Origin of the sequence: Caballeronia sp. LZ029, from assembly GCF_031451275.1 — a bacterium.
In the GTDB taxonomy this organism is placed as follows: domain Bacteria; phylum Pseudomonadota; class Gammaproteobacteria; order Burkholderiales; family Burkholderiaceae; genus Caballeronia; species Caballeronia jiangsuensis.
In genome coordinates this window covers 932,748-959,059 of the sequence record NZ_JARUXO010000003.1, presented here as the reverse complement: position 1 = coordinate 959,059, position 26,312 = coordinate 932,748, and the positions used below count along the sequence as shown (strand labels likewise).

The 26,312-nt window shown below is 63.1% G+C and carries 27 protein-coding genes; 6 read left to right on the top strand and 21 right to left on the bottom strand.

The window, feature by feature from the left end; genetic code table 11:
• The first annotated feature begins 1 nt into the window (after position 1).
• The 6 genes from QCE73_RS23775 to QCE73_RS23750 all read left to right on the top strand — a co-directional run bounded on the left by QCE73_RS23775 (position 2) and on the right by QCE73_RS23750 (position 5,566).
• On the top strand, positions 2-589 hold the full coding sequence (locus QCE73_RS23775; RefSeq protein ID WP_187604153.1) for a peroxidase-related enzyme: 588 nt from the start codon (positions 2-4) through the stop codon (positions 587-589).
• A gap of 6 nt (positions 590-595) precedes the next feature.
• Positions 596-1,489 carry a LysR substrate-binding domain-containing protein gene (locus QCE73_RS23770; RefSeq protein WP_035499671.1) on the top strand — a complete coding sequence of 298 codons (894 nt, stop codon included), beginning with the start codon at positions 596-598 and terminating at the stop codon, positions 1,487-1,489.
• 93 nt (positions 1,490-1,582) lie between these two features.
• Positions 1,583-2,332 (top strand): glucose 1-dehydrogenase, encoded by a 750-nt coding sequence (locus tag QCE73_RS23765; RefSeq protein WP_309883840.1) that lies wholly within the window; start codon positions 1,583-1,585, stop codon positions 2,330-2,332.
• A 56-nt stretch (positions 2,333-2,388) separates the two neighbouring features.
• Positions 2,389-3,717, top strand: a complete 1,329-nt coding sequence (locus QCE73_RS23760; protein WP_309883839.1) for an MFS transporter — start codon at positions 2,389-2,391, stop codon at positions 3,715-3,717.
• A gap of 26 nt (positions 3,718-3,743) precedes the next feature.
• On the top strand, positions 3,744-4,586 hold the full coding sequence (locus tag QCE73_RS23755) for a transketolase (RefSeq protein WP_309883838.1): 843 nt from the start codon (positions 3,744-3,746) through the stop codon (positions 4,584-4,586).
• Positions 4,583-5,566: a transketolase family protein gene (locus tag QCE73_RS23750; protein WP_309883837.1), complete on the top strand. Its 984-nt coding sequence runs from the start codon at positions 4,583-4,585 to the stop codon at positions 5,564-5,566. The genes QCE73_RS23755 and QCE73_RS23750 overlap by 4 nt, the downstream gene beginning before the upstream one ends.
• Before the next feature lie 42 nt (positions 5,567-5,608).
• Here QCE73_RS23750 and QCE73_RS23745 read toward each other — a convergent pair whose 3' ends face one another.
• The 21 genes from QCE73_RS23745 to QCE73_RS23645 all read right to left on the bottom strand — a co-directional run bounded on the left by QCE73_RS23745 (position 5,609) and on the right by QCE73_RS23645 (position 26,243).
• Entirely contained in the window at positions 5,609-6,190 is a 582-nt protein-coding gene (locus tag QCE73_RS23745) for a DUF2894 domain-containing protein (RefSeq protein WP_309883836.1), read from the bottom strand.
• Positions 6,183-6,830, bottom strand: coding sequence for an OmpA family protein (locus QCE73_RS23740; protein ID WP_035504086.1), 648 nt, complete (start codon positions 6,828-6,830; stop codon positions 6,183-6,185). Before QCE73_RS23740 ends, QCE73_RS23745 begins: the two co-directional genes overlap by 8 nt.
• Complete coding sequence (locus QCE73_RS23735) at positions 6,827-9,073, bottom strand: DUF802 domain-containing protein (RefSeq protein WP_309883835.1); 2,247 nt, start codon at positions 9,071-9,073, stop codon at positions 6,827-6,829. The genes QCE73_RS23740 and QCE73_RS23735 overlap by 4 nt, the downstream gene beginning before the upstream one ends.
• 10 nt (positions 9,074-9,083) lie before the next feature.
• Complete coding sequence (locus QCE73_RS23730) at positions 9,084-9,770, bottom strand: DUF3348 domain-containing protein (protein ID WP_309883834.1); 687 nt, start codon at positions 9,768-9,770, stop codon at positions 9,084-9,086.
• Between the two features lie 107 nt (positions 9,771-9,877).
• The gene (locus QCE73_RS23725; RefSeq protein ID WP_309883833.1) at positions 9,878-10,963 is read right to left on the bottom strand and encodes a linear amide C-N hydrolase; all 1,086 of its coding nucleotides are present in this window, start codon (positions 10,961-10,963) and stop codon (positions 9,878-9,880) included.
• 255 nt (positions 10,964-11,218) lie between these two features.
• Positions 11,219-12,688 carry an alkaline phosphatase family protein gene (locus QCE73_RS23720; RefSeq protein ID WP_309883832.1) on the bottom strand — a complete coding sequence of 490 codons (1,470 nt, stop codon included), beginning with the start codon at positions 12,686-12,688 and terminating at the stop codon, positions 11,219-11,221.
• 144 nt (positions 12,689-12,832) lie between these two features.
• Positions 12,833-13,204, bottom strand: coding sequence for a GFA family protein (locus QCE73_RS23715; protein WP_309883831.1), 372 nt, complete (start codon positions 13,202-13,204; stop codon positions 12,833-12,835).
• A gap of 29 nt (positions 13,205-13,233) precedes the next feature.
• Positions 13,234-13,626: a tautomerase family protein gene (locus QCE73_RS23710; RefSeq protein WP_309883830.1), complete on the bottom strand. Its 393-nt coding sequence runs from the start codon at positions 13,624-13,626 to the stop codon at positions 13,234-13,236.
• A 108-nt stretch (positions 13,627-13,734) separates the two neighbouring features.
• Positions 13,735-14,901 carry an ABC transporter permease gene (locus tag QCE73_RS23705; RefSeq protein ID WP_309883829.1) on the bottom strand — a complete coding sequence of 389 codons (1,167 nt, stop codon included), beginning with the start codon at positions 14,899-14,901 and terminating at the stop codon, positions 13,735-13,737.
• A 9-nt stretch (positions 14,902-14,910) separates the two neighbouring features.
• On the bottom strand, positions 14,911-16,065 hold the full coding sequence (locus tag QCE73_RS23700) for an ABC transporter permease (RefSeq protein WP_309883828.1): 1,155 nt from the start codon (positions 16,063-16,065) through the stop codon (positions 14,911-14,913).
• Between the two features lie 6 nt (positions 16,066-16,071).
• Entirely contained in the window at positions 16,072-16,764 is a 693-nt protein-coding gene (locus QCE73_RS23695; protein WP_187604137.1) for an ABC transporter ATP-binding protein, read from the bottom strand.
• Between the two features lies 1 nt (position 16,765).
• Positions 16,766-17,920, bottom strand: coding sequence for an efflux RND transporter periplasmic adaptor subunit (locus QCE73_RS23690; RefSeq protein WP_309883827.1), 1,155 nt, complete (start codon positions 17,918-17,920; stop codon positions 16,766-16,768).
• A gap of 193 nt (positions 17,921-18,113) precedes the next feature.
• A complete protein-coding gene (locus QCE73_RS23685) occupies positions 18,114-18,986 on the bottom strand; it encodes an oxaloacetate decarboxylase (RefSeq protein ID WP_035504063.1) in 873 nt (290 codons plus the stop codon).
• Between the two features lie 16 nt (positions 18,987-19,002).
• On the bottom strand, positions 19,003-19,620 hold the full coding sequence (gene leuD / locus QCE73_RS23680) for a 3-isopropylmalate dehydratase small subunit (RefSeq protein ID WP_309883826.1): 618 nt from the start codon (positions 19,618-19,620) through the stop codon (positions 19,003-19,005).
• Positions 19,617-21,023 (bottom strand): 3-isopropylmalate dehydratase large subunit, encoded by a 1,407-nt coding sequence (gene leuC, locus QCE73_RS23675; RefSeq protein ID WP_309883825.1) that lies wholly within the window; start codon positions 21,021-21,023, stop codon positions 19,617-19,619. Before leuC ends, leuD begins: the two co-directional genes overlap by 4 nt.
• A 3-nt stretch (positions 21,024-21,026) precedes the next feature.
• Complete coding sequence (locus QCE73_RS23670; RefSeq protein WP_035504057.1) at positions 21,027-21,803, bottom strand: ABC transporter permease; 777 nt, start codon at positions 21,801-21,803, stop codon at positions 21,027-21,029.
• Complete coding sequence (locus tag QCE73_RS23665) at positions 21,800-22,558, bottom strand: ABC transporter permease (protein WP_035504056.1); 759 nt, start codon at positions 22,556-22,558, stop codon at positions 21,800-21,802. The genes QCE73_RS23670 and QCE73_RS23665 overlap by 4 nt, the downstream gene beginning before the upstream one ends.
• Positions 22,555-23,415, bottom strand: coding sequence for an ABC transporter ATP-binding protein (locus QCE73_RS23660; protein WP_309883824.1), 861 nt, complete (start codon positions 23,413-23,415; stop codon positions 22,555-22,557). The genes QCE73_RS23665 and QCE73_RS23660 overlap by 4 nt, the downstream gene beginning before the upstream one ends.
• A 7-nt stretch (positions 23,416-23,422) precedes the next feature.
• Complete coding sequence (locus QCE73_RS23655; protein WP_309883823.1) at positions 23,423-24,373, bottom strand: ABC transporter substrate-binding protein; 951 nt, start codon at positions 24,371-24,373, stop codon at positions 23,423-23,425.
• Between the two features lie 240 nt (positions 24,374-24,613).
• The gene (locus QCE73_RS23650; RefSeq protein ID WP_309883822.1) at positions 24,614-25,318 is read right to left on the bottom strand and encodes a GntR family transcriptional regulator; all 705 of its coding nucleotides are present in this window, start codon (positions 25,316-25,318) and stop codon (positions 24,614-24,616) included.
• A gap of 49 nt (positions 25,319-25,367) precedes the next feature.
• The gene (locus QCE73_RS23645; protein WP_309883821.1) at positions 25,368-26,243 is read right to left on the bottom strand and encodes a LysR family transcriptional regulator; all 876 of its coding nucleotides are present in this window, start codon (positions 26,241-26,243) and stop codon (positions 25,368-25,370) included.
• Between the last annotated feature and the right edge of the window lie 69 nt (positions 26,244-26,312).

Here is a 26,312-nt window from a genome sequence, read left to right as displayed (position 1 = left end):
CATGACGTCAAAGCCCATCAGCCGCTATCCCGTTCCCGATCCGCAAGACTGGCCCGATGATATCCGCGCGCGCATTCTCGAGGTTCAGGAGAAAGCGGGCTTCGTGCCGAACGTGTTCCTCACGCTCGCTCATCGGCCCGACGAGTTCCGCGCGTTCTTCGCCTATCACGATGCGCTGATGCTGAAGGACGGCGGTCTCAGCAAGGGCGAGCGCGAGATGATCGTCGTCGCGACGAGCGCGGTGAACGATTGCCTCTATTGCGTCGTCGCGCACGGTGCGATTCTGCGCATCTATGAAAAGAGCCCGCTCGTCGCGGATCAGGTCGCGGTGAATCATCGCAAGGCGGATATCACGCCGCGTCAGAAGGCCATGCTCGATTTCGCGCTGAAGGTATGCCGCGCATCGGGCACCGTGGACGACGCCGATTTCGCCGCCTTGCATGCGCATGGTTTCAGCGACGAAGACGCGTGGGATATCGCGGCGATCACGGCGTTCTTCGGCTTGTCGAATCGCATGGCCAACGTGATTTCGATGCGCCCCAACGATGAGTTCTTTCTGATGGGGCGCGTGCCGAAAGAGCCGAAATAAGAAGCCATGCGCCTGCCTCCGCTTAAGTCCATCATCGCGTTCGAGAGCGTCGCGCGAACGAAGAGCGTGAACCGCGCCGCCGACGAACTCGGCCTCACGCCCTCCGCCGTCAGCCATCAGCTCGCGAATCTGGAGAACATCGTCGGGCGTCCATTGTTCACGCGTCTGGGCCGTGGCCTCGTGCTCACGCCGACCGGCTCGCAATATCTCTCGGATGTCACCGGCGCGCTCGCCGAGCTGAACCGCGCGACCGAGCGCGCGTCGAGCGAGACATCGGTCGAGATATTGCGGATTCATTCGAGCCCGAGCTTCGGTCTGATGTGGCTGTTGCCGCGTCTCGCCGCGTTTCAGGAAGCCAACGGCGACATCCAGATGAATCTCGCGTGCTCGTATGAGGACGTGTCGTTCACCTCGGGTTACTACGATATCGACGTGCGTCACGGTTATGCGCACTGGACCGATGTCGAAGTGAAGACGCTGCGTCATGAGACCATCGCGCCGCTCGCGTCGCGCATGTATCTCGAACGCTTTCCGGTTTCCTCGCCCGACGATCTGCTCGACCGTCGCCTGATCTTTTCCGAATCGCCGCTCGTGCAGTGGCAGCAATGGTTCGGCAAGTTCGGCGTCGCGACCAAGCGCAAGGCGTTCGATTTCGCTTTCGACCGCTCGTACATGTCGCTCGAAGCGGCGGCGCTCGGTCACGGCATCGCGCTGGAGAGCACGATGCTCGCGTCCAATCACCTCGAACGCGGCTCGCTCGTCCCCGTGTTCGGCAAGGAATACGCCGTCGAAGTCGGCGCGCATCATCTGGTTTACCCGAGCCAGAACGCCGGATTGCCGCGCGTCGCCAAGTTTCTGCTGTGGATGGACCAGCAAATCGAGCGTCGCGCCAATACCTGAAAATTTCTCAGCAATAGTTGAACCAAACTGCGTTGATCGTCAGGTCAAAGGCGCGGAAACTGCGCCTACACCAGACAACCAACGGAGACAACGATGTTGCTCGACAAGCAGGTAGTGATCGTCACGGGCGCGGCTTCGGCGCGCGGAATCGGCAAGGCGACGGCGAAAGCGCTCGCGGCGCAGGGCGCGCGCATCGTCGTGCTGGACCTGAAGGAAGCGGACGCGCAAAGCGCCGCGAACGATCTGGGCGAAGGCCATCTCGGCCTCGCCTGCGACGTCACCGACAAGGCCGCGTGCGTCGCCGCCGCGAATGCGACGATCGACAAGTACGGGCGCATCGACGTGCTCATCAACAACGCGGGCATCACGCAGCCGATCAAGACGCTGGAGATCGGCGCGGATAACTTCGACGCCGTCATCGGCGTGAACCTGCTCGGCACGCTCTATATGTCGCAGGCCGTGATTCCGCACATGAAGAAGCAGAAGAGCGGCAGCATCGTGTGCATGTCGTCGGTGTCGGCGCAACGTGGCGGCGGCATCTTCGGCGGACCGCATTACAGCGCGGCGAAGGCCGGCGTGCTGGGTCTCGCGAAGGCGATGGCGCGCGAGTTCGGCGGCGACGGCATCCGCGTGAATTCGATCACGCCGGGCCTGATTCAAACCGATATCACCGGCGGCAAGCTCACGCCCGAGATGCGCGCGGACATCATCAAGGGCATTCCGCTCGCGCGTCTCGGCGATGCAGCGGATATCGCCAATGCATGCCTCTTTCTTGCGAGCGATATGTCGTCGTATCTCACCGGCGTGACGCTCGATGTGAATGGCGGCATGTTGATTCACTGATCGCACGTAACGGCGCACCCGGATAACCGGGGCGTCAAACATGGCTGGAGACATCTATGAAATCCAAACTGGCCGCATCGGCGGCAACGGCTGAATTCGCGTCCTCCGACGATGACATCGGCTTCGAGGCGAAGACCTACGCCAAGGTCGGACGCCGCCTCATTCCCTTTCTGATGCTGTGCTATCTCGGCGCGTATCTCGACCGCGTGAATGTGGGCTTCGCGAAGCTGCAGATGCTCAACGATCTGCGCTTTTCCGAAACCATCTACGGCATCGGCGCGGGCATCTTCTTCCTCGGCTACTTTCTGTTCGAAGTGCCCAGCAATGTGATCCTGCATAAAGTCGGCGCGCGCAACTGGCTCGCGCGCATCATGCTGACGTGGGCCGTGATCTCCGCGAGCTTCGTCTTCGTCAAATCGCCGACGACCTTCTATGTCCTGCGCTTTCTGCTCGGCGTCGCCGAAGCGGGCTTCGCGCCCGGCGTGATTCTCTATCTCACGTACTGGTTCCCCGCCGCACGACGCGCCAAGGCGCTCTCGCTTTTCTTCATGGCGATTCCGCTCGCGGGTATCGTCGGCGGTCCGCTCTCGGGCTACATCATGCATGCGTTCCAGGGTATGCACGGGCTCGCCGGATGGAAGTGGCTCTTCATGCTCGAAGCGCTGCCCTCGCTCTTCCTCGGCATCGCGATCCTCTTTTATCTCGACAACGGTATCGCCGGCGCGAAGTGGCTCACCGACGAAGAGAAGGCTCTGCTCAAGCGCAATGTCGAAAAGGACAACGCGCAGACCGTGAAGCATGTATCGATCCGCGCGTTCATCGGCGATCGTCGTCTGTGGCTGATGGCCGCGATCTACTTCTGCGTCGTGATGGGTCAGTACGGCCTGACGTTCTGGCTGCCGACGATCATCCGCCGCACGGGTGTGGCGGACCCGCTGTGGGTCGGCATTCTCACCGCGATTCCGTATCTCTGCGCGATCGTCGCGCTGCCGCTGATCGGTGCGAGCGCGGACAAGCGCCGCGAACGCCGCCTGCATCTCGCGATTCCGATGCTCGTGTCCGCAGCCGGTTTCGCCACCTTGCCGATGCTCGGCAGCGTGGGCGCGTCGATCGTCTGCGTGAGCATCGCGGCGGCCGGCATTCTCGCATCGTCGTCGCAATTCTGGTCGCTGCCCACCGCGGTGCTCGGCGGCATGTCGGCGGCGGCGGGCATCGCCGCGGTCAACTGCTTCGCCAATCTCGCGGGCTTCTTCTCGCCGGCGATCGTCGGCTGGCTCAACGACTTCACCGGGAAATCGACAGCGGGCCTGATCTTTATTTCGATCGCAATCGTGCTGGGCGCAGTGCTCGTGTTCTTCGTGCCCGCCAAGACCGTCAATCGCTGAAACCAGTTCAATCAAGGAGACAACACATGAGTACTCCCGTCATCGAGGAAGTCACGCTCGCCGAGCGTGCCTACCGTATCCGCCGCAATGCCCTGCTGATGGGCGAAGTGCAGGGCCAGGGCTATATCGGCCAAGCGCTCGATATCGCCGACGTGCTGGCCGTCGCCTACTTCGGCGCGATGAACTACCGCCCTGAAGACCCCGACTGGGAAGAGCGCGACCGCTTCCTGCTCTCGAACGGCCACTATGCGATCGCGCTGTACGCCGCGCTTTTCGAAGCAGGCATCCTGCCGCAGGAAGAACTCGAAACCTACGGCAGCGACGACAGCCGTCTGCCGATGTCGGGCATGGCGAGCTACACGCCGGGCATGGAGATGTCGGGCGGATCGCTCGGGCAAGGACTCACGATTGCAGTCGGCCGTTGTCTCGGTCTGAAGCGCAAGGGCTCGAAGTCCTTCGTCTACACGCTCTTTTCCGATGGCGAACTCGACGAAGGTTCCGTCTGGGAAGGCCTCATGTCCGCCGCGCACTGGAAGCTCGACAACCTCATCGCGATGGTCGATGTGAACAATCAGCAAGCCGACGGCCCCTCGACGCAGATCATGGCGTTCGAGCCGCTCGTCGAAAAGCTCGAAGCGTTCGGCTGGTATGTGCAACGCATCGACGGCAACGATATCGACGTCGTGAAGCAAGCCTTCGACAACGCACGCAACTTGAAGGACGCGAAGCCGCGCATCATCGTGTGCGATACGAAGATGGGCTGTGGCGTGCCGTTCCTCGAAGAGCGCGAGAAAAACCATTTCATCCGCGTCGATGCCCATGAATGGCAACTGGCGCTTCAAGCACTCGAAGCAGGGAGACAAGCATGAGCACCCGTCTGAAAACTTCCGCGATGATCGCGTCGATTGCAAGCGAAGGACAGCTCACGCGTTCCGCGCCCTTCGGTCATGCGCTCGTCGAACTGGCGCGTTCGAAATCGAACGTCATCGGCATGACGGCCGATCTCGGCAAATACACCGACCTGCATATCCTCGCGAAGGAATTTCCCGAGCGCTATTACCAGATGGGCATGGCCGAGCAATTGCTGATGGGCGCGGCGTCGGGCTTCGCGCATGAAGGCGCGCAGCCGTTCGTCACGACCTATGCGGTGTTCGCGACGCGCCGTGCTTATGACTTCATCCATCAGACGATCGCGGAAGACAATCTCGATGTGAAGATCGTCGCGGCGCTGCCGGGTTTGACGACAGGCTACGGTCCGAGCCATCAGGCCGCCGAAGACCTCGCGCTGATGCGCGCGATGCCGAACATGACCGTGATCGATCCGTGCGACGCGCTCGATATCGAGCAAATGGTGCCCGCTATCGCCGCACACAAAGGCCCGGTGTATGCGCGACTTCTGCGCGGCAACGTGCCCGCCGTGCTCGACGAATACGATTACCAGTTCGAACTGGGAAAGGCGAAGCTTATTCGGGATGGCCGCGATGTGCTCGTCATCTCGTCCGGCATCATGACGATGCGCGCACTCGAAACCGCCAAGGCATTGCAGGCCGATAACGTCGATGTGGCGGTGTTGCATGTGCCGACGATCAAGCCGCTCGATACGGAGACGATCATCCGCGAAGCGAAGCGTTCGGGCCGTCTCGTGGTGGTGGCCGAAAACCACACGACGATCGGCGGACTGGGCGAAGCGGTGGCGACTGCCCTGCTTACCGCTGGCGTCACGCCGACGTATCGTCAGATCGCGCTGCCCGATGCGTTTCTCGATGCGGGCGCGCTGCCGACTCTGCACGATCGCTATGGCATCTCGACCAATGTGATGTCGGGCACCATCAAAGGCTGGCTCGCGTAATGAGTCTGCGCCGCGCGATTCGATGAATCGCGCGGCCCTCTGTCACTTCTTCTTGCGCCCGCTTTTCTTCGCGCCCGCCGCATCTTTCGCGACGACCACGCCCGGGCCGTTCATCGCTTCCATCCACGAGAGTGCATCGGCATAAGCGAGGAATTGCTGGAAATAGCCCGGCGATACTTCGCGCATGAGCGACAACGCACGATGCACGAGACTGCTCGAATTGAGCGGTCCCGCATTCCTCGGCACTTGCGCGAGCGAATCGCGCAACTGCTTTTCCGCGCTGACTTTCGACCACACCGCGCGGAAGTATTCGAGCAACTCGGCATGCGATGTCGTGTGAGCCGATGACGACTGCGCGATATCTTTGACGAGCGTGGCAAGCGGTCCGCGTTCATCGTCGTTCTGAATCGCGGCGCGCTGCGACACGGCACGTTCGATATCGCTTCGATAAAGATCGAGCAACTGCTCGACGCGCGCATCAAGCATGCGACGCGCTTCGCCGTCGTAAGCAGCCGCGCGTTTGTCGAGCGCATCGATGAGATGAAAGCGCACGGGATTCGCACGATCGTCGCCATTCGCGCGCCATGCGTCGAGCGTCGCGCGTGTGGGCGCCACGTTATTCATGCGCCTTCACCGCGCCATCCGATGATCGCGGCACAGCGGAAATCTCCACGCGACGATTCTTCGCGCGGCCGATTTCATCGGCGTTGGAACTCACGGGTTGCTCGGAACCGAACGCAGCCGCGAACACCGACGACGACGGCACGCCCGCATCGATCAACGCGCGCGTGACGGTCAGCGCGCGTTTCGCGGAGAGCTCCCAGTTGTCCGCGAAGCGCCGGTTGCCTTCGTGCACCTGCTGATCGTCGGCGAAACCGCTCACCATGAGAACCTCCTCATGCGCGTGCAGGTAGGAGGCAAGCGGCCCGGCGAGGCTCTTCAGCACATCGCGGCCTTGCGGTTGCAACTGATCGGAATTGAGCGCGAAAAGCACGCTGCCGCTGATGCCGATGCGCCCGTTCACGAGCGTCACGCGTCCCGACGCGAGCGGCCCCGCGAGCGCCTGTTCGAGCGTCTTGCGGCGCTGCGTTTCTTCCTGACGATGCTTCACTTCTTCGTCGAGCTTGTTCTCTAGCTGCAACTGCACGCCGATCACGCCGACGAGTATCAGCACGAACGCGCCCAGCAGCACCGACATCAAGTCGGCGAACGCTGCCCAGATCGGCGCGGCGTGTTCCGCGCCGCCGTCGATTTCCTCGTTCATGCCGCCCGCGCTCCGGCCACGCGCTGACCCGCGATATGCTGCAAGTCCTCGACGATCTGCTTCTGCGACATCATGCTCAGATCGATGACTTCCTTCGCCTGAGCGACGTAATACGCGAGTTGCTCGTCGCTGCGAGCGAGCGATTTGTCGAGCGCAGTTTCGATCCGTTCGAGATGCGCGACGAGCTTGTCGTTCGATGCCCCGAATGACTGCACGGCCGCACCGAACGCGTCCGACAGGCTCGCCATTTCGACGGCGCTCGTCGTCACTTGCGCGGCCATCGCGCCGAGCTTGCCGGCTTCGGTTTCGACCGTGCCGGTGAACTGCGCGCCGACGCGTTGCAGCAGCGTCGCCGAAGTATCGACCAGTGCGTCGATCGCGGCGCGTTGCTCGTTCGATGCGTGATTCACGGCATCGAGCAGCGTTTCGACCGTCGCGAGCAGACGGCTGCGCTCGTCGAGCATCGCGGTGTCGCGGACCATCGAATCGGAGAGCTTCTGACGCATTTCGGCGACGACTTCAGCGGCCGCCTTCGGTGCTTCCGACGCCGCCTGAACGAGACGCTCGATCTCCGCGATGGTCGCGCTCGCGTGCGCCTGCGATTGCGCGGACATGTCGCGTGCGGTCTGCGCGAGCGCGTCGCAAATGTCCTTCTGACGATCCGCCGCCACCGCGCTCGTCTCCTGCCATTGCTCGCGCAACGAGACGGCGATCGTGTCGAGCGCGCCGCTCCATGTCGCAAGGCGCTCTTCCGCGTGTCGTGCGAGTTCCGCGCGCAGATCGGCATGCGATCGATCGACCGATTGCACGAGCGATGCCGCATGTCGCTCGAAGCTGGCGGCCGCGGCCGTCAATGCGCTCTGGTTCTGCGCGGCGCTTTGCTCTCCGGCGCGCCCGTGCTGTTCGAGTGCATCGCGCCATGTTTGCGACATGTTGCCCGTTGCCGTTTCGAGGCGCGCGGATACATCGTCGATCAGACCGGTAGAACGCGCTTCGAAGGTCTGCGCGAATTGCGCCATCGATGCTTCCATGCGTGCGACGAGCGCATCGCTCGATTGCTCGTGCTTCGCAACCGACGATTCCAGTCCGCCCGACACGCGGTCCATTTGCGCGGACACGCCTTCGACGAGATGCGTCGCGCGCTGATCGAACGCTTGTGTGAAGCGATCGAGCGATATGCCCATCTCGCCCACGAGCGCCGCGCTCGATTGCGCGTGCTTCGAGAGCGACTCGCTCCAGATCTCCGCGACCTTCGCCGACGATGCCTCGAAGCCGCTCGACAAGCCTTCCAGTTGACGCGCGACCGCGTGCTCCACGCTGCCATGCAAGGCGGTGACTTCGCGCGCGATGCCGTCCATCGTCGCCTGCATGACGGGCTGCAACGCGGCGCTCGCGGCACGCGCGCTGTCCGCGACGCTTTGCTTCAGCGACAGTTCCACCGATGTCGCGAGCCGCCGGTACGACGTCTCCGCTTTCGCATGAAACGCATCCTGACCGGCGATCTGGCGTTCGCTCGCCGCGATGCTTTGCTGCTCGATTGCGATGGTCATCGACTGAAGACGATCGACGAGCTTCGGCATCAGTTCGGTCTGAAGCTGCAGGAGTTTGAACGTCTCCTCGCGTTGATGCGCCTGCGTGAAAGCGCGCAGCGTCGTCGCGATCTTCACGTCGAGTTGCTGCGTGACATGCAGGCGCTCGCTGCGGCATAGCGCGGATAACAGGCCGAGCATCGCGGAGGTCGCGACGCCCGCGATCGACGTGCCGAACGCGAACCCGAGGCCCGTGACCGGCGCGGAAAGCGACGCGCGGATCGCCGTGAGATCCGATGCGCTCTGCAACGCGGTGCCGGTGCCACGCAATGTCGCGACCATGCCGAGCAGCGTGCCGAGCATGCCGAGCAACACGAGCAGGCCGACGAGATACGGTGCGAGCACGGGACCGGGCAACGCCGCGCGCTCACCCTCGACGCGCAGACGCACTGCATTGCGCAGACTCGGATGCAGGCTGTCGAGCCACACGGCGAAGCTGCGCGGCGCGCTCGCCAGTTGCGCGACGGCCTGTTCGAGCGAGCCGGTGATCTGTTGATAGCGGCGCAATTCCGCCGCGCCCGCGAGATAGCATCCGGCGATCACGAGCGTGACGGCGAACGCGATCGCATTCGACGCGATATACGCGATGCCTATGCCCAGCACCGCGGCGAGGCCAATCGAGAAGACAACGATGTTCAAAAGATTTCGGGGCATAGCGAGCCAGTTAGCGGGGGCGAAGAGCCGCGAGCAAGCCTTCGATCGGTTGAAAACGAACATCCAGTTCGGCGAGCAGCACGCTTTGCAGATCCTTGCGAAACACGTCGAGCCATGCGTTGGCCACCGGCGTTTCCACCGCAGCGTGGGCGCGCTTCAAGCGCTCGAAATGCTTGCCGAGCAAGGTGGGAACGCTTGCGAGCAGACTGCGTTCGCGCGCGCTCAGAGCCTGTTCCATGACGGCATCGACGACGGCGAGGCGCGCCATATCCGGCGATCGCGCCGCGAGCATCGATCTCAAACGCGTGCGCAGCGCGCCGATGTCGGATTCCATCGACTGTTGCAGGGACACGTAGCGCTGGCGAAAATCCGCGTAATCGGCCGGGGGATCGTCCGGCGACGGCTTTACGTGCGCGCGATGCCTGCGGCGCGCGGCCGCTTCCTCGCGTGCGAACGCGCCGGCGAGCGAGGCCCGCACGCGCGCGCACTCTTCCTCCACGTCGCGGGGCGCGGATCGCGCGCCGGACATGGCGGGCGGATCGGTCGCGAGCGCGGTGGACAGCGCGATCGCATCGGTCCAGCCGAGCCATTGACTCAGGCGGTCCGCGAGCGATTGAGCGGGTTCGTGAACTTCGAGATCGGCAAAATGTGCCAGCAGCCGAACGAGCGCCGGGCCGCTGAATGCCGTGCGCTTCATGCCTTGCACAGTATCACCGGGGGCAAAAGGACACTATTTTACCTGTGCGGGCGAAGTCGCTGCCCCGTTTCTTGTCGATTCGATGCAACGCGGCTGCGAACGCCGCGTCAGGGCGTCTTCGCGGGCATGAACGCGAACGGCTGCGTAGCGACGAAGCTGCCCGCCGTCTCGCCCGAGAAAACCTGGCCCGCGTCGATGGTCAGCTTCATCACGGGCGCGCCGGGATTCAGGTTGAGTTTTTTCAGCGAGACCCAGAACGTATCGGGCCGCGTCGCGGAATCGAAGTAATAGATCAGGTTCTGCTGATCCGATACGGTGCGCCAGATCGTCGATGAAAGATTGGGCTGCTCCGGCGTGCTGATGCCGAGCGGCACGCTCACGGAACGCATCACGCTCATCACGCTCGCCACCGCCTGAAACGCGTACGACTTCTGCGGCACGCCCGCCATGTAGTTCGGGTCGGCCTGCTTCGGAATCGCATCGAGCAGGAAGGATGCGCGCACGAAACGGTCGGCCGCGCGGTTCGTGCCGGGCAGGAAACCCAGACCGCCGACGCTCTTCCAGTAAGTATCGATGGCAAGCTGTTCGTCGTAGATCGGCGAGTTGGTCATCACCTTGTACTTCTTGCCCTGATGGATGAGAAGCTTGCCATTGATGTATTCGAAGATGGCCGAATCGCCGCGCGCATCCGACAGCGACAAGTGAATCGTCAACGGCTTGCCGTTGGGCAGCGGCGGCGCGATGATCTGGAACGGCTCACGCGAAAGCACGTATACCGCCTGCCCGACGGTCGCGAAGTTATCGAGCGCATATTGCGCCCACAGGCTGATCGACATCGGATCGCGCTTCGGGTCGGGCTTGCCGTAATCGGTTTCCGCAAGATAGAGCGCATTGGCGACGAGCCCGCGCTCGTTCATGCCATCCACCGTGCCGATCTCATAGCCCGACACCACCACGCTGCCGTACTTCGATTTCCATTTGACCGATCGCGGCCCGGCGTTGCCATCGCGTTCGATGCCCGCGGGCATCACCCAGAGATTCGAGCGCATGTCCTCGGACCAGTCCATCGTACGGCCCGTTATCACGAGGCCTTTGTCGCCGACATACAGTGCACGCGTGCACGCAAGCGCGAGCGATGTCGAAAGCAATGCCAGCGCGGCGAGGCACGCGATCTTTCGAGTCAGACGGGTCATGGCCGTGTTCCCTCTGTCGTTGGTCGAAGTGCGGGTCTCGTCCTTTCTTGGGCGGTGACAGGAATATCGGAATCCAGCGGCTTTGTAAAGTCGCACGCGACGCGACAGGCTCATCGTGAGCCGGCTTGACTACGAGCTTGAATTCACCTAAAGAACTTCAGTCCATTTCGCGTTCAAGAATTGATTTTCCGATCGTTGCGGATCACGCCGTATTCGCCGGCTATCAGTGTCGATGACGCTGATAGCCGCTTCGTTTCATTGCGAAGGAAATCCCAGCGTCGTCGCCTTGGTGCGCAAGTCGGCGAAGCGGCCGCCCGGCGTCGGTGTTTGCGATGCGCCTTCCGCTGCTTTCGCCGTCTGCGATTTATCGACGGTGCCGATGCCCGTTCCGGTGGCCGGCGTGTTCGAGCACGCGAGGCCGAACGGCCCCTGCGCCACCGTGATCGCCGGCGCGTCGGTGCGCGGCGCGTCGCTCAGGTCGAGCGCATACGCCATGTTGAACGTGGTCGGATCGCTGCCGCGCGCGCCCAGCGGATCGAGCCCGAAGCGCCACGCGAGCAGTTGATGAATCGAACTCGGATCGAACGGATAGCGCGCCACGTTGTTCGCGCGCACGCGCGGCCCGAGCAGCATGCAGGGCACGCGAAAACCGAGGCGGCCATCGTTGCCGAGTTTCTGTTCCGCCGACGACAGCGACCTGACCGGCGGCGCGACATGCTCGAAGAAGCCGCCCCACTCGTCATAGACGACGATCATGAGCGTCGTGCTCCAGTTCGGGCCCGTGCGCAGCGCTTCGTAGATTTGCCCGAGCAGCGCCTGGCCATTGCGCACGTCGGCGTGCGGATGATCGTCGTTCGAAGTGCCGTTCGCCTCCCCGCCGAAGCTCGGATCGACCATGCAGAACGACGGCAGATTGCCGCCGGCCGCATCGGAAAGAAAGTCCGCAAAGAGCTTCGAGCGGCCGACATAGCGCGTTCCATAGAGCGCCGTGAACGGCACGTCGTGAAAGTAATACTTCGACGACACGTTCTTCGCGTCGAGCCGATCCCAGATCGTCGATAGCGACGACGTGTCGAGCGTATCGCTCAGACGGTCCGTTTCGCCGCTATGCAGATAGACGCGGTTCGGAAACGTGTCGGCGAGAATGCCGCTCATGTAATAGTCGCAGACGGTGTACTGCGACACCGCCTGTCGATAGAAGTCGAGATCGCTGCCCGTGAAGTAACCGATCGGCAGCAGATCGCCGCGCGTCTTGTTGGTGTCGGGCGTGAGCAGGAAGCCGTTCATCGCGCCGTTCGCGAGATGCGTGCGGCCTGCGTCGTATTCGTGATCGGGGTCCGCGAACTGGCAGCTCTGAAAACCGAAGGCCGCGTTGGCGGACAGCGAAAACGTCGGGTGCGCCTCGCCGAATGCATCGGTGAACTGCGTGCCGGCCTGCACGCCTTCGACGCCCGGCACCCAGCCGAGCATGTGATCGAAGGAGCGGTTCTCCATCGTCACGAGCACGATGTGATTGATGCCCGATGTCGCCGGCGCGGGCAACGCGGGACGCGGCAGGTTCGCGCGATCCGGCGGAATGTTGCCGATGGGGCTCGTCGGCGTGATGGTGCCGGAGTTGTCGTCGCTGCCACCGCCGCCGCATGCGGACAGCATGGCTGTGCCTGCGAGCGCGGCGAGCAGGCGGCGGCGTACCGCGTCGGGTTGGTTCGAGGGTTTCTGAGCCATGACGGCGCACCATGTGAGTGTCGTTATCGAACGCCGTTCGTTTGCAAACCCGGTTGCGCATCGGGACATCGAACGCGAACGGCTTGTGGGTGCCGGGGTTTAGCACATGGCGTTCCCGGCGCCCTCACTCACATGGCCGCGCCGTTATGGTTTTTCGACTACCGAGTGGCTCGCGCCGTTCGCGACGGGCGCGTCGAGCGAATAGGCATCGACGCCATCGACGCAGCCGAGATTCACGCGCCAGTTGTCGGGATTCGAGCGCGTCTGGTGGAATGTATAAATTCCACAGTGCTTGCAGAAGAAGTGCCTGGCGACTTGCGTGTTGAACTGATAGAGCGCGAGTTCGCTTTCGCCTGAAAGGATGCGCAGCTTGTCCCTGGTGAACGGCGGCGACATCACCGCGCCGCGCCGCCGGCAAAAGCTGCAGTTGCAGCGCACGGCCGGCTCGGGCGGCGTCTGAACTTCGAAGGTCACCGCGCCGCAATGGCACGCGCCTTTGAGGATCGTCGGGGTCATCGTTGCTGTGTCTCCCTTACGGTTTGCGTTCAGGCCGCGTCCTCCACGTACTGCGCGAGTCCGCGTCCGAACGACCAGTCTTCGCGTCGATTCGGCGCGAGCACGATCAGCACGTCCTCGGGGCGCAAGCCGGGCGATGTCGCGAGCTTCGCGGCCAGCGTCCTGTAGAACGCCTTCTTGGTCGACGTGTCGCGCCAGTCGCTCGCGGTGATGTGGATGAACACGAGGTCGTCGCTGCGTTCGACGCCGAGATATCCGGGATCGTAGATGAAGTCGTCGCGCTCGTGTTCCTGAATCAACTGGAAGCGGTCGTCGGCGGGCACCTTGAACGCTTCGACGAGCGCTTCGTGGACGCTGTTCGAGATCGCGCGGATATGGTCGCGCGGCTTGCCTTTCACGAGCGAGATTCTGACGAGCGGCATGAGGGTTCTCCTTTCGGATCGAAAGCGATGAATAATGCATTCACTCTACGCCGCACTATGAATGCTGAAAATTCAATAGTTCTGCATCGACCGTTCGGGGAAACCGGATCATCGCGCCCGCAAGGCGTCGACGATGTTCATTCGCGAAGCCCGCATTGCCGGCAGGAAGCCGCCGACCAGTCCCATCACGAGCGAGAACCCGAGCGTCTTCGCGACGACCGATGGCGTGAGAATGAATCGAAACGACAAATCCGCGAAGGTCTGGAAATTGGTCGTCGAGAACGAAGCGAACTGCATCAGCGCCGCGCAGCAGAGTCCCGCGACACCGCCGACGAACCCGAGCAGCAACGCTTCGAGCAGAAAGGCGCCGAGCACATCGAAGCGCTTGAAGCCGAGCGCCCGCAACGTGCCGATCTCCGCGACGCGATTCGCCACCGACGCGTACATCGTGATCATCGCGCCGATCATCGCGGCGATGGAAAAGATGACCGACAGCGTGAAGCCGAGAATATTGATGAACGTCGACAGCGCCTTCGACTGATCGCCGTAGAAAATCCGCTCGCGCTTCGCTTCGTCGGCGAGACGCGGGTCCACGTCGATATCGGCTCTGAAGCGCTCGAACGCATCGCTGCGCGCGAGCCGCACGACCATCGAGGAAAAGCTCGTGCGCCGGAACGATTGCATCAACTGATCGACATCGCCCCAGATTTCCGAATCGAAGCCGCTGCCGCCCGCATCGAAATGACCGACGACGGTCCAGTCGCGTTGCGCGAAACGCAGGTGATCGCCGATGCGCGTGCCGCCGAATCCCTTCGCGATGCTGCTCCCGACGATGATCTCCGACGACCCGCGCCTGAACATGCGCCCCGCCGTGAGCTGCACTTGCGGACGCAGTTGCACGCCCATCGGCGAAACGCCGCGAATCACGACGTTCGCGGGTGTGTTCGTGCCGAGCTTGGTGAGCGAGATCAGCACCACGGTTTCCTTCGATGCGAGCGGCGCGCCGTCGCCGTTCATCGCGACCGAAGGATGCATCTCCATCACGTTGGCCTGATTGCGGTCGATCGCGCTCTGTATCTCCGTTTCCGCGCCCTTGCGGATCACGACGACGTTGTCCGCTTCGCCGGTCGAGACGAGCGTCTTCTTGAGGCCCGCGTCGAGCATCAGCACGGTCGCGAACACGAACACGACGAGCGCGAGGCCGCCCGCGGTCAGCATCGTCGTGAGACGGCGCGCCCAGAGATTGCGTGCGACGTAGGAAACGGGAATGGCCATCGCGCGTCCTCAGCCGATCGCCCGCAGGCCTTCGACGATGCGCACGCGGCTCGCCTGCACCGCCGGCACGATCGCCGCCGCCATCGCCACCACGAACGCGCACGCGGCCTGCAACATCATGGTCTCGTGCGACACCATGAAGACCGGGAACACCCCGCCCGTCGCGTGCTTGAAGACTTCGGCCATCGGCGGCGTCGCCAGAATGCCGATGCCCCCGCCGATCGCGCAGATCGCCATCGATTCGCCGAACACGAGCATCGAAAGGAAGCCGGAGCCGAAGCCGAGTGCCTTCAGCGTCGCGTATTCGGTGGTGCGTTCGCGCGCGCTCATCGCCATGGCGTTCGCCATCACGGCCATGATGATGAGGATGACCACGTAGGACACGACGCGTATCGCCGCGATGATCTGATTGGACATCGCGACGAAGCCGAGCTGAAACGCCTGTTCGGTTTCGGTGAGCGTTTCGGCGAGCGAGTTCTTGAAGACGTTGTCGATGTTGCGCGACACGACGGCGGCGTCGTCCGGGTCCTTGATGCCGACCACATACACGCCGACCTGATCGACGGTGCGTTTGGTCGTCTTGCGGATCGTCTCGTTCAGATAGTCGTAGTGAAAGATGAGTTGTCGCGTGATGGTGGATTCATCGCGTCCTTCCATGATGCCGCGCACGACGAAATCCCACGTGCCCGGATAGATCGTGCCCTTGAGCGGAATGACGTCGCCGACCTTGAAGCCGTATTGATCCGCGAGTTGCCGGCCGATCAGCGCGCCCTTGCGATCGCGCTGATAATCGGCGCGTTGCTGGTCCGGCACGACGAACTCGGGATAGAGATCGAGATAATTGTCCGACACGGCGAACTGCGCGAAGAAGTTCTTCGGATCGCGATAGACGCCGCCGAACCAGTTCGAGCGCGCGACGAGCGTCACGCCATCGACGCCGCGGATGCGGTTCTCGTAGGCGAGCGGCAAGGGAAACACGAGCGAGATCGCATTGCGCGTGACGAGCCGCGCGTTCGACGCCGCCGCCGCGCCCGCATACCAGGCATCGACGACCGTATGCAGCAGGCCGTAGGCGAGCACCGCGATCGTGAGACCGAGCACCGTCAGCGTGGTGCGCAGCTTGTGCCGCAGCGCGTTGCGCAGGATCAGCTTGAGCACGAACATGATGGTTCAGGGCCTGGTTCCATCGATCAGCTCGCCTTTCTCCAGATGCACGAGCGCCTTCGCCGCGCCCGCCGCGTGGGCGTCGTGCGTCACCATGATAATGGTCTTGCCGAGCTTGTCGTTCAGGCGTTGCAGCATCGTGAGGACATCGGCGGCGGAGTTGCGGTCGAGGTCGCCAGTCGGCTCGTCGGCGACGATGAGTTTCGGGTCCGTGATCAGCGCCCGCGCAATCGCGACGCGCTGCTGCTGCCCGCCCGACAGCTCCGACGGATAGTGGCTCATGCGGTCCGCCATGTTGACCATGTCGAGCACCATCGCGACACGCTCGCGCCGTTCGTGGCGCGTGAGGCGCGTCAGCATCAGCGGCAATTCGACGTTCTCGAATGCGGACAGCACCGGCATCAGGTTATAGAACTGGAAGATGAAGCCGACGTTCGCCGCGCGCCAGTTGGCGAGCGCGGCCTCGGGCAGGCGCGTGATATCGAGTCCGCCGACGAGCAGCTCGCCGCTGTCGGGCCGGTCGATGCCCGCGATCAGATTGAGCAGCGTGCTCTTGCCCGAACCCGAAGGCCCCATCAGCGCGACGAAATTCCCTTCCGCGATGGATAACGTGATGTCGGTCAGCACCGGCACCGTCTGCACGCCGCGCCGATACGACTTGGCGACGTGGCTGATCTGAACGAGAGGCGTCGTGCTCACGCTATTTCTTCGCCAGCGTGACTTTCGCGCCGTCCTTGATCTTGTCGCCGGGCGCCAGCACGAGCACGTCGCCGGGCTTCACGCCCTGCACGGCCAGCAGATCGCCGATGCGCTCGCCCGTCGTCACGGGCACTTCGCGCGCGGTGTCGTGCTCGACGGCGTAGACCACCTTCTTGCCGTCGCGCGTGACGACAGCCGTTGGCTGTACCGCGACGACCGCCTTCTTCTCTTCGGGCGGCACGGGCTTCGACAGGAACGCGACCTTCGCGGACATCTCGGGCAGCACACGCGCGTCGCGATCGACGAAACGCACTTTCACGAGCACGGTGGCCTTGGAGCGATCGACCGTCGGCACGATGCGCGACACGCGGCCCGCGAAGCGCACGTCGGGTAGCGCGTCGAGCTGGATCTCGCACGGCTGTTCGACGGCGATGCGCGAGATGTTCGACTCAGCGACATCGGCTTCGACTTCGAGCGTTTTCATATCGGCGATGGTGACGACCGCGCCCTTGCTATCCGACGCCGACGAGAACGGCGTGATGTTGTCGCCGACGTTCGCGTGCTTCTCCAGCACGACGCCGTCGAAGGGCGCGCGGATCACGGTCTGATCGACGGCCACCTGCGCGGCCTGCGCGTTGGCTTGCGCCGAAGCGATCGCGGCTTCGTCGCTGTTGATGGACGCGTTGGCCTTGTCGAAGCGGGCGAGCGCGGCGTCGTACTGCGTCGCCGGAATCGCGCCTTGCGGGGCGAGAATCTTGTAGCGCCTGAGGTCCACCTCCGCGTTCTTCAGCTCGGCGCGCTGGAGCTCCAGATTGGCTCGCGCGACCTTGACCTGCGCCTGCGCCTGCAAAAGCGACGCGGCCACGTCATTGCTTTCGAGCCGCGCGATGATCTGGCCTTCCTTCACCGGCGTGCCCTCCAGCACGCCGAGCCATTCGACGCGCCCCTGCCCCTTCGACGCCACCGCCGCCTTGCGCTGCGGCACGACATAGCCGGTAGCGTTCAGAAGCGTATAGCTCTGCGACGGGTAGACGGACGTGACAGTGGCGGTCTCGACAGACTGCGGGCCAGCGAGACGAAACGCCACGGCGATGAGCGCAACGAGGATCGCGGCGATGACCACATAGCGAAGCCAGTTGCGCCGGCGTCGCGGCATCGCGGCGGACGGTCCCCGGTCGATTTTGAGTTTTTCTAGGTCGTGTTCAGCCAATTTATGGACGTGCGCCGCCGGTTGATGCGGCGGATCGGGATGCGGTGGAGGGATGGTCAGTATAGCGCCGACGCTTGCTGCGCTTACGAAGTCTTTACTTGACTATCGACACCCTCTCACGCGACGACACATCGCGTCCTTATTGGCCACCGAAGCGCTTTTCGACATCCACCGCTTTATCGAGCCCGACGAAGCGGTTGTACTCGTCGAACGGCGTCAGACGATCGGCGATGGCATCCGTCGAACCTTCGCGCATGAACACGTCGAGCATATCCTTCACGGCCTTGTGCATCGCGAGCATCGGCTCGATGGGGCTCAACGTGTAATCGAAGCCCATTTCGTAGGCCTCTTTCATCGACACATAAGGGCTCTTTCCGGTTCGTGCCTGATTGAAGAGAATCGGTTTGCCGAGCGGCTTCAAACGGCGCGTGAGTTCGCGCATATGCTCGATGCTTTCGGGCGCGTCGGCATAGAGCCCGTCCGCGCCCGCTTGCGCATAGGCTTCGAGCCGCGCGATGGCGTCCTCGATACCCGTGACCGCGATCGCATCCGTGCGCGCCACGATAAAGAAATCCGGATCGCGCCGAGCTTCGATCATCGCGCGCAGCTTCAGCACCATCTCTTCCTTCGACACGAGCTGTTTGCCCGCATAGTGCCCGCACTTCTTCGGCAGCGCCTGATCTTCCAGATGCAGCACGGATGCGCCCGCTTCTTCCCAGAGACGCATCGTGCGCTGCACGTCGAGAATGCCGCCGTAGCCCGTATCGGCATCGGCGAAGATCGGCACCGAGGTCACGCGGCATATGCGGCGAATGTGCTCGAACATCTCCGTTTGCGACAGCACGCCGACATCGGGCTGTCCCGCGACGACACCCGACGCGACGAAGCCCGATACATAGATGGACTTGGCGCCCGCCTGCTCGGCCAGCATCGCGGTGATGGCGTCGTGCGCGCCCATGCAGACGAAAGGTCCTTCCTTGAACAACTCGCGAAAGCGTGCGGAACGGGTCAAGATGAGTCTCCGGAAGTCAGGCAAGATAAGCCCAGCCGCGCGCCTTGCGATCGTCGGCGCGAAATTGCGCGATCTGTTCGCTCATGCGTCGCGTCTGGTCGATTTCATCCAGTCCTTCGAGCAGCGCCGCGCGTGGCGCTTCGTCGAACTCGAAGCGAATCGGATCGATTTCTGGCGCGCGTATTTCGAGCGCGCGCAAATCGACTTCGACATTCGCTCCATCGCGCGAAGCCATTGCAATACGCTCGATAACTTCTGCATCGAGCCGCACCGCCAGCAAGCCGTTTTGCAGGCAGTTGTTATAGAAGATATCGCCGAACGATGGCGCGATCACGCAGCGAATGCCCGCTTCCTCCAGCGCCCATACGGCCATTTCGCGCGAGCTGCCGCAACCGAAGTTCTTTCCGCCGAGCATCGTGCACGCATGACGAAAGGCCGGCTGATTCAACACGAAGTCTTCGCGCTCGCCGCTCTCCGGTCCATCCCCGCGATAGCGCAAGGTCTCCAGCAAATAAGGCCCGAGCTGACCGCGCTTCAGTTGCGAAATGCGTTCGATGCGAATGATGAGATCCGTATCGACGTTATCGCGCAGGAGCGGCGCAGCGGGACCGATGATCGTCGTAACGGCTTTCATCGCGATGCTCCTGTTTGCGGCGCGGCGATATGCCCTGCGATCGCGCTTGCCGCCGCGACTGCGGGACTCGCCAGATGCGTGCGCGCACCCGGCCCCTGCCTGCCGATGAAATTGCGATTCGACGTCGATACGCAACGCTCGCCACGCCCGACGACATCGCCATTCGCACCGACGCACATCGAGCAGCCCGGCTCGCGCCATTCGAAGCCCGCCGCGCGAAAGATATCGTCGAGCCCTTCCTCGTGCGCCTGACGTGCGACCGTGAGCGAACCCGGCACGACCCACGCCTTCACGTTGTCCGCCACATGACGGCCATCGACGATACGCGCGGCCGTGCGTAAATCCTCGATGCGGCTGTTCGTGCACGAGCCGATGAACACGCGATCCACGGCGAGTTCATCGAGATGCTGCCCCGCACGGACGCCCATATAGTCGATCGCATCCTGCGCGGCCTGCCGGCGCGATTCGTCCGCGAGCGACGCCGGATCGGGAATCGTGTCGTCGAGCGCGATCACATGCTCGGGACTCGTGCCCCACGTGACCTGCACGCGTATCGCGGATGCATCGACGATCACCTCGCGATCGAAGTGCGCGCCTTCGTCCGTCGCGAGCGCTTTCCAGTCCGCGAGCGCGGCATCGAATTGCGCGCCGCGCGGTGCATATGGTTTGTCTCGCAGATACGCGAAGGTCGTCTCGTCGGGCGCGATCAGGCCGAACTTCGCGCCCAGTTCGATGCTCAGGTTGCACAGCGTGAGGCGCCCTTCCATCGACAGTTCTTCGATCGCATCGCCCGCATATTCGACCGCATACCCGGTGCCGCCCGCTGCGCCAATCCTGCCGATCACATACAGGATCATGTCCTTCGCGCTCACGCCTTCGCGCACGCGGCCGTCGAAGCGCACGCGCATCGTCTTCGGCCGCTTCTGGCGAATGGTTTGCGTCGCAAGCACATGCACCACTTCCGTCGAGCCGATGCCGAATGCGAGCGCGCCCATCGCGCCGTGCGTACAGGTGTGGCTGTCCGCGCACACGATCGACGTCCCCGGCAGCGACAGCCCGAGTTCCGGCCCGATCACATGCACGATGCCTTGCCGGCCGTCGTTGCCGATATCGAAGATCGGAATCGCATGATGCGTCGTTTGCGTGCGCATCGCGTCGACCATTTCGGTGCTCCAGTCGGCGTCGCCCGCACTTCGGCCCGGCATCGTCGAGATCACGTGGTCCAGCGTTGCGAACGTCAGCGCGGGACTGTCTACTTGCAGACCGCGCCATTCGAGCACGCGAACCGCTTCGACGCCCGTAAGCTCGTGCATCAGATGCCGATCCGCTTGCAGAAGATCGATGCCGCCAGCGAGATGCGCGATCGCGTGACTGTCCCACAGCTTGTCGAAGAGCGTTTTCATGTTTCAGTCGCTATGCGTGAGATGGCGCTGCCAGGCGAGGAACAGCATGTTGACGAGCGTCGCGAACACGAAGAGCATCAGCGCGAGCGCCATGATCGTGCTGGTTTCGTTGCGGTTCATCGCGATCATCAGCAAGCGTCCGATGCCGCTTTGAGAAGCGAACATCTCGCCGATCAGCGTGCCGAGCAGCGTCAACGAAAAGCCTATGCGCAAGCCTGAAACCACTTCCGGCACGCACGCGGGGAGCAACACGTGACGCGCGAAATCGCCCGGGCTCATGCGATAAGTTCTGGCCGCGCGCGCGTAGATCGGGGGCATGTTGCGCACCGCGTTCATCGTGAAGAGCGTAATGGGCACGATGCCGTGCATCACGCCGAAGACGATTTTCGCCCACAGGCCGAGGCCGCACGCGAGCAGCACGACGGGATAGAGCGTGACCTTCGGGATCGAGTAGAAGCCCATCATCAGCGGTTCCATCACGTCGCCGGCCATGCGCCGCGCGCCGAGCAGCAAGCCGAGGCATACGCCCGCGATCGCCGATATCGCGAACGCCGATGCGAACGCGAGCGAGGTCACATAAAGACTCGCCGGAAAATCCGCGTCGCTCACGATATGCACCGCGCGCTGCACGGTATGCATGGGCGTGGTCAGCACATCGGGCCCGAGCACTTCGCTCAGGATCTGCCATAGCGCGACGAGCACGACGATCAGCACGAGCGCATCGGTCCAGCGCTGCGCGTGCCGCGTTCTCGTGCCGTGCGTGATGACGACGGTGCTCATGCCGCCTCCCTTCTGATGCGCCGGTACAGACGCCTTTCGGCCTGTCGCAGCAGGCCGTTGATCGTCGTGACGAAGACCAGCATGAGGACCATGAGACCGTACATCGTCGGGTTGTCGAATGCGTTGTAGGCGAACGCGATCTGATAGCCGAAGCCCGATCCCGACAACACGAACTCGCCCGCGACGACCGCGATGAACGCATACACCACCGTCAGCTTGATGCCCGTGAAGACGAAAGGCAGGCTCGCGGGCAACGTGATCAGGCGAATCTCGTCGAGCGTGCTGAGACGGCATACGCGTGCGGTGCGCAACAGCACGCGCGGCACGCGTTCGAGGCCGTTGAGCGTGTTCACGGCCATCGCCACGACCGCGAACAGAAAGCCGATGCCGATGAGCGGCCATCGATTCAGCCCGAAGATCACGATGAGAATCGGATACAGAACGAACACGGGCACCGCATAGTACGAAAGCAGCAAGGGATCGAGCACACGGCGCAGTCGCGGCAAGCGGAATAGCAGCACGCCGCCGACGAATCCGACCATCACGGCTAGCGCCACGGCGGCCAGCGCGCTGCCGAGCGTCTGCACGATATCGACGGTGAATTGCCCCGACGTCAGAATGTCCCACGCGCTCATCGCCATGCGCGAAGGCGGAATGAACGATACGGGATTGATCCACGCAAGACGCGTGGCGATTTCCAATAGCGCGATCAGCCCGACGACAAGTCCGATGCGCCAGCGCGCCGCCTCGTTCACGGCTGGCTCCCGAGCGCTTTCAACGCTTCGTCGCGCAGCAGACCCCACACTTGCGCCGTGAGTTCGCCGAAGCGCGCATCGAGTGCGATCTTGCTGTCGCGCAGACGCGGCCAGCCTGTTTCGATCGTCGCGATAAAACGGCCCGGACACGCCGACATCACGCCGATGCGATCCGACAGCAGCACGGCTTCATCGATCGAATGCGTGATGAGCATCACGGTCGCGCCGGTGTCGCGCCAGAGCTTCAGCGTTTCATCGCCCATCAGGAGACGCGTTTGCTGATCGAGTGCGCCGAACGGTTCGTCGAGCAACATGAGACGCGGGCGCACGACCATCGCGCGCGCAATGCAGACACGCTGACGCATACCGCCCGAAAGTTGTGCCGGATAGGCGCGTGCAAACGACTTCAGGCCCATGAACGACAACGCGTGATCGACTCGCTCGCGCACTTCGTTCTCCGGCACGCCCGCGCGGCGCGCGGCGAACGCGGCATTGTCGAACACGTTGAGCCACGGAAAGCTCGCGTCTTCCTGAAACACGACCGCGACGCCGTCGGGCACTTCGCGTCCGACCGGTTGCCCTTCGAACTCGACCATGCCGCCGCTCGCCGGATTCAGACCCGCGAGCACGTCGAGCAAGGTGGACTTGCCGCATCCCGAAGGGCCCACGACCGAAAAGAATTCGCCCGCGCGCAGTTCGAGACTCACGGGCCCGAGCGCATGAAACGGCGGCTTGCCCGCGATGCCGGGATAGATGCGCGTGACATCGGTGAGACGCGCCTGCACGCGCTCCGTATCCTGCGCGGCGGGATCGCGCGATACGACCGATATCTTCGTGCGACGTGACAACACGCTCATCGCGGCCTCACTTCTTCGTTTGCAGATCGGCGGGAAGGAGCGATTCGTCGACGATCTTCGACCAGTCGAACGGGCCTTCGGGAATCGCCTTCACGAGTATCAATCCCTTCAGGACTTCGTCCATGCCCTTGCGATCGAAACTGCCTTCGCTCCAGTACTTCGGATCGGACTCAAGCACGTTGTTCAGTGCGGAAGACGCAACAGCCGGGTCCATCTTGTACTGCTTCGCCAGAATCTGCGCGGACTCGTCGCGATGCGCGGCCATGTATTGCACCGCCTTGCGGCGCGCCTTGATGATCCCCTTGATCACTTCGGGATGCGTCTTCAGGTAATCGGTCCGCACGATGCCGACCGTCTGCGTTTCATTGGGCACGATATCGGTCGAACGAAACGCGATGCGCAACTGATCCTTCTTCGCGCTGTACGAAGGCTCCGTCATGTAAGCGACATCGACCGCGCCCTGCTGCAATGAAGTGAGCATGCCGCTCGAACTGCCGACGGGCTTGCGCTGCACTTGCCCCGTCAACCCCGCGCGATCGAGCGCGATCGTGACGATGGTATCGGTCGTCGATTTCGGGCTGCTATAGCCGATCGTCTTGCCTTTCATCTGCTGGATGCCGGTGATCGTGCCGTCCTTCTTTTCGACCCAGACGAGATCGGCGAGGCTCTGTACGCCGCCATGCACGATGGTCAGATCGACACCCTGCTTCACGGCGGAGATCGCCGCGGGCAAGGCGACTTCGCCATAAGGAATCTCGGAGGCCATCGCGTTGCGCACCGTGGTGCCGCCGCCTTCCGACGTGATGAAGCCCGTCACGTCCACGCCTTCTTCCTTGAAGAAGCCCTTCTCCATCGCGACCGCGAAGGGCACGCCGTACATGCCGTCGCCCCAGTGCGTGACGGTGAGCGGCGCGGCGCGCACGCTGGCGCCGCAAACGCAGGCGGCCGCGAAAGACATGAGACAGGCACCGCGCGCAAAGCTCCCGATCTTTCCAAGCGCAAACATGTAGGGTCTCCATCCATGATCGGCGGTCTCGCAGCGTGCTCGGCGCATGCGGCCGCACTGTGGTTTTACTGACCTGCTCTGGACGTGCTACTTGCCGAATAACCGTGCAAGTTAATGTATGCATTAAATGAGCGAAAGTCCAGACTCGCCGAGGGCGTACATACCCTCGTCGCATCGGGCGCAACTCTTGTTTCAGGCTTGCTGGATGCCGTATTGCTGCAGCACGTTGGTCTGGTCGCGCCAGCCGCGCTCGCGATGAGCGCGATACAGTTCGCTCGCTTTCGCTGCATCGCCGCAACGCATCGCGTCGATGATGTCGTAATGCTCCTGTATCGACTTCGACGGCTGAGGATGCGCCTTCACCATCTGCGTGAAGCGGCGCACGCGATGCACCTGATCGCGGCAATTCATGACGATGCCGTGAAGCCGCGCATTGCCGCTCAGCGCGATGAGCGTCTCGTGAAAGACCTCGTCCGCCGCCGCCCACGCAAGCATGTCGCCGCGTTCGAGTGCGGCGGTCATGGCCTCGCATGAGTGAACGAGCGGCGCGAGCTCTATATCCCTTCTCGACGCGACGAGCGCCGCCGCTGTCGATTCGAGGCTGATCAGCACCTGATAGATGTGTTTGATATCGGAGATGGACGTCGGCACGATGCGGATGCCGTGACGCGGCACGATCTGCACGAGGCCTTCGCCTTGCAGACGCAGCGCCGCTTCGCGGATCGGCGTGCGGCTGAAGCCGAGCATCAGCCCCAGTTCCTGTTCGAGCAGATACGAGCCCGGCGTCAGTTCGCTTTCGATGATCCGCCGGCGCAGTTCGCGATAGGCAAGCTCGGTCGTGTTGCGTCTCGCGGGTCTCGTGCTCTCGACGGGCTTGTCGTTCAATGAAGCGGCCATGCCTGCACTCCCCGATGAATCTCCGTCTTGCGCCGATGGTAACACCGCGTCAAACGCTGGTGAGGTGCGCGACGAGCTTGCGGCACGCCTCGGGCAATGCATCGAGCGAACGCACGCCGATGAGCAATTCGCGCGCGGCCCATGCGTCCGTCAATGCGACGACGGCGAGCGCGTGTTGCTTCGCCACTGCCTCGGGCATCACGCCGAGACCCAATCCCGCTTCGATCATCAGACATTGCGCGTCATAGCTCGACACCTGAATGCGCACGCGCACCGGGCGTCCGAGTTCGTTCGCCGCACGCGTGAGGCACTGGCTGATCGCGGTATCGGCCGGTAATGCGACGAACTCTTCATCGAGCGAATCGGTGAACGCAACCGAGCGTGCCTGCGCCAGTGCGTGTCCCGGCGGTGTCGCGAGCACGAGGTTATCGGTGCGATACGGGATCGCGTGAATCGCATGACCGTGAGGGACGGACGTGAACACGCCGATATCCGCCGCATTGTCGGCCACGGCGCGCACCACTTGCGCGCTCGGTTTTTCATCGAGCACGATGCGCACGTTCGGATGACGCGCCGCGAACGATTGAATGTCGCGTGGCAGAAACTGAACGATCGACGATATGTTCGCAGCAATGCGCACGATGCCGCTCGTGCCGCTCGCGAAGTCGCACATCTGAATGGCGATGTCGTCGAATTGATGCAATGCACGATGCGCGAGCGCTGCGAGCCGTTCGCCCGCTTCCGTAGGTTCGACGCCTTTATTCGTGCGGCGCAATAACGGCACGCCGAACATGGCCTCGATCTCGCTGATGCGCCTGCTCACCGCCGCCGCCGCGATATGTTCGCGCTGAGCCGCTGCGGCGATCGTGCCTGCATCGACGACGGCGAGGAAGAGTCTCAGCGAAAGCGGATCGATCGGCGGCATGGGCGGCGGCTTCTCTCGTAAGGCACGTCCGCAGTGTACTTAAAGAACGCTTGCCATCGCAGATGACGA

Coding starts and splice junctions, on each gene's coding strand:
- QCE73_RS23770 (WP_035499671.1), top strand. CDS start 596: ATGCGCCTGCCTCCGCTTAAGTCCATCATCGCGTTCGAGAGCGTCGCG.
- QCE73_RS23705 (WP_309883829.1), bottom strand. CDS start 14,901: ATGGCCATTCCCGTTTCCTACGTCGCACGCAATCTCTGGGCGCGCCGT.
- QCE73_RS23650 (WP_309883822.1), bottom strand. CDS start 25,318: ATGGCCGCTTCATTGAACGACAAGCCCGTCGAGAGCACGAGACCCGCG.
- QCE73_RS23750 (WP_309883837.1), top strand. CDS start 4,583: ATGAGCACCCGTCTGAAAACTTCCGCGATGATCGCGTCGATTGCAAGC.
- QCE73_RS23740 (WP_035504086.1), bottom strand. CDS start 6,830: ATGAACGAGGAAATCGACGGCGGCGCGGAACACGCCGCGCCGATCTGG.
- QCE73_RS23745 (WP_309883836.1), bottom strand. CDS start 6,190: ATGAATAACGTGGCGCCCACACGCGCGACGCTCGACGCATGGCGCGCG.
- QCE73_RS23720 (WP_309883832.1), bottom strand. CDS start 12,688: ATGGCTCAGAAACCCTCGAACCAACCCGACGCGGTACGCCGCCGCCTG.
- QCE73_RS23775 (WP_187604153.1), top strand. CDS start 2: ATGACGTCAAAGCCCATCAGCCGCTATCCCGTTCCCGATCCGCAAGAC.
- leuC (WP_309883825.1), bottom strand. CDS start 21,023: ATGAAAACGCTCTTCGACAAGCTGTGGGACAGTCACGCGATCGCGCAT.
- QCE73_RS23690 (WP_309883827.1), bottom strand. CDS start 17,920: ATGCCGCGACGCCGGCGCAACTGGCTTCGCTATGTGGTCATCGCCGCG.
- QCE73_RS23725 (WP_309883833.1), bottom strand. CDS start 10,963: ATGACCCGTCTGACTCGAAAGATCGCGTGCCTCGCCGCGCTGGCATTG.
- QCE73_RS23760 (WP_309883839.1), top strand. CDS start 2,389: ATGAAATCCAAACTGGCCGCATCGGCGGCAACGGCTGAATTCGCGTCC.
- QCE73_RS23670 (WP_035504057.1), bottom strand. CDS start 21,803: ATGAGCACCGTCGTCATCACGCACGGCACGAGAACGCGGCACGCGCAG.
- leuD (WP_309883826.1), bottom strand. CDS start 19,620: ATGAAAGCCGTTACGACGATCATCGGTCCCGCTGCGCCGCTCCTGCGC.
- QCE73_RS23700 (WP_309883828.1), bottom strand. CDS start 16,065: ATGTTCGTGCTCAAGCTGATCCTGCGCAACGCGCTGCGGCACAAGCTG.
- QCE73_RS23715 (WP_309883831.1), bottom strand. CDS start 13,204: ATGACCCCGACGATCCTCAAAGGCGCGTGCCATTGCGGCGCGGTGACC.
- QCE73_RS23655 (WP_309883823.1), bottom strand. CDS start 24,373: ATGTCTTTCGCGGCCGCCTGCGTTTGCGGCGCCAGCGTGCGCGCCGCG.
- QCE73_RS23710 (WP_309883830.1), bottom strand. CDS start 13,626: ATGCCGCTCGTCAGAATCTCGCTCGTGAAAGGCAAGCCGCGCGACCAT.
- QCE73_RS23755 (WP_309883838.1), top strand. CDS start 3,744: ATGAGTACTCCCGTCATCGAGGAAGTCACGCTCGCCGAGCGTGCCTAC.
- QCE73_RS23735 (WP_309883835.1), bottom strand. CDS start 9,073: ATGCCCCGAAATCTTTTGAACATCGTTGTCTTCTCGATTGGCCTCGCC.
- QCE73_RS23765 (WP_309883840.1), top strand. CDS start 1,583: ATGTTGCTCGACAAGCAGGTAGTGATCGTCACGGGCGCGGCTTCGGCG.
- QCE73_RS23645 (WP_309883821.1), bottom strand. CDS start 26,243: ATGCCGCCGATCGATCCGCTTTCGCTGAGACTCTTCCTCGCCGTCGTC.
- QCE73_RS23660 (WP_309883824.1), bottom strand. CDS start 23,415: ATGAGCGTGTTGTCACGTCGCACGAAGATATCGGTCGTATCGCGCGAT.
- QCE73_RS23730 (WP_309883834.1), bottom strand. CDS start 9,770: ATGAAGCGCACGGCATTCAGCGGCCCGGCGCTCGTTCGGCTGCTGGCA.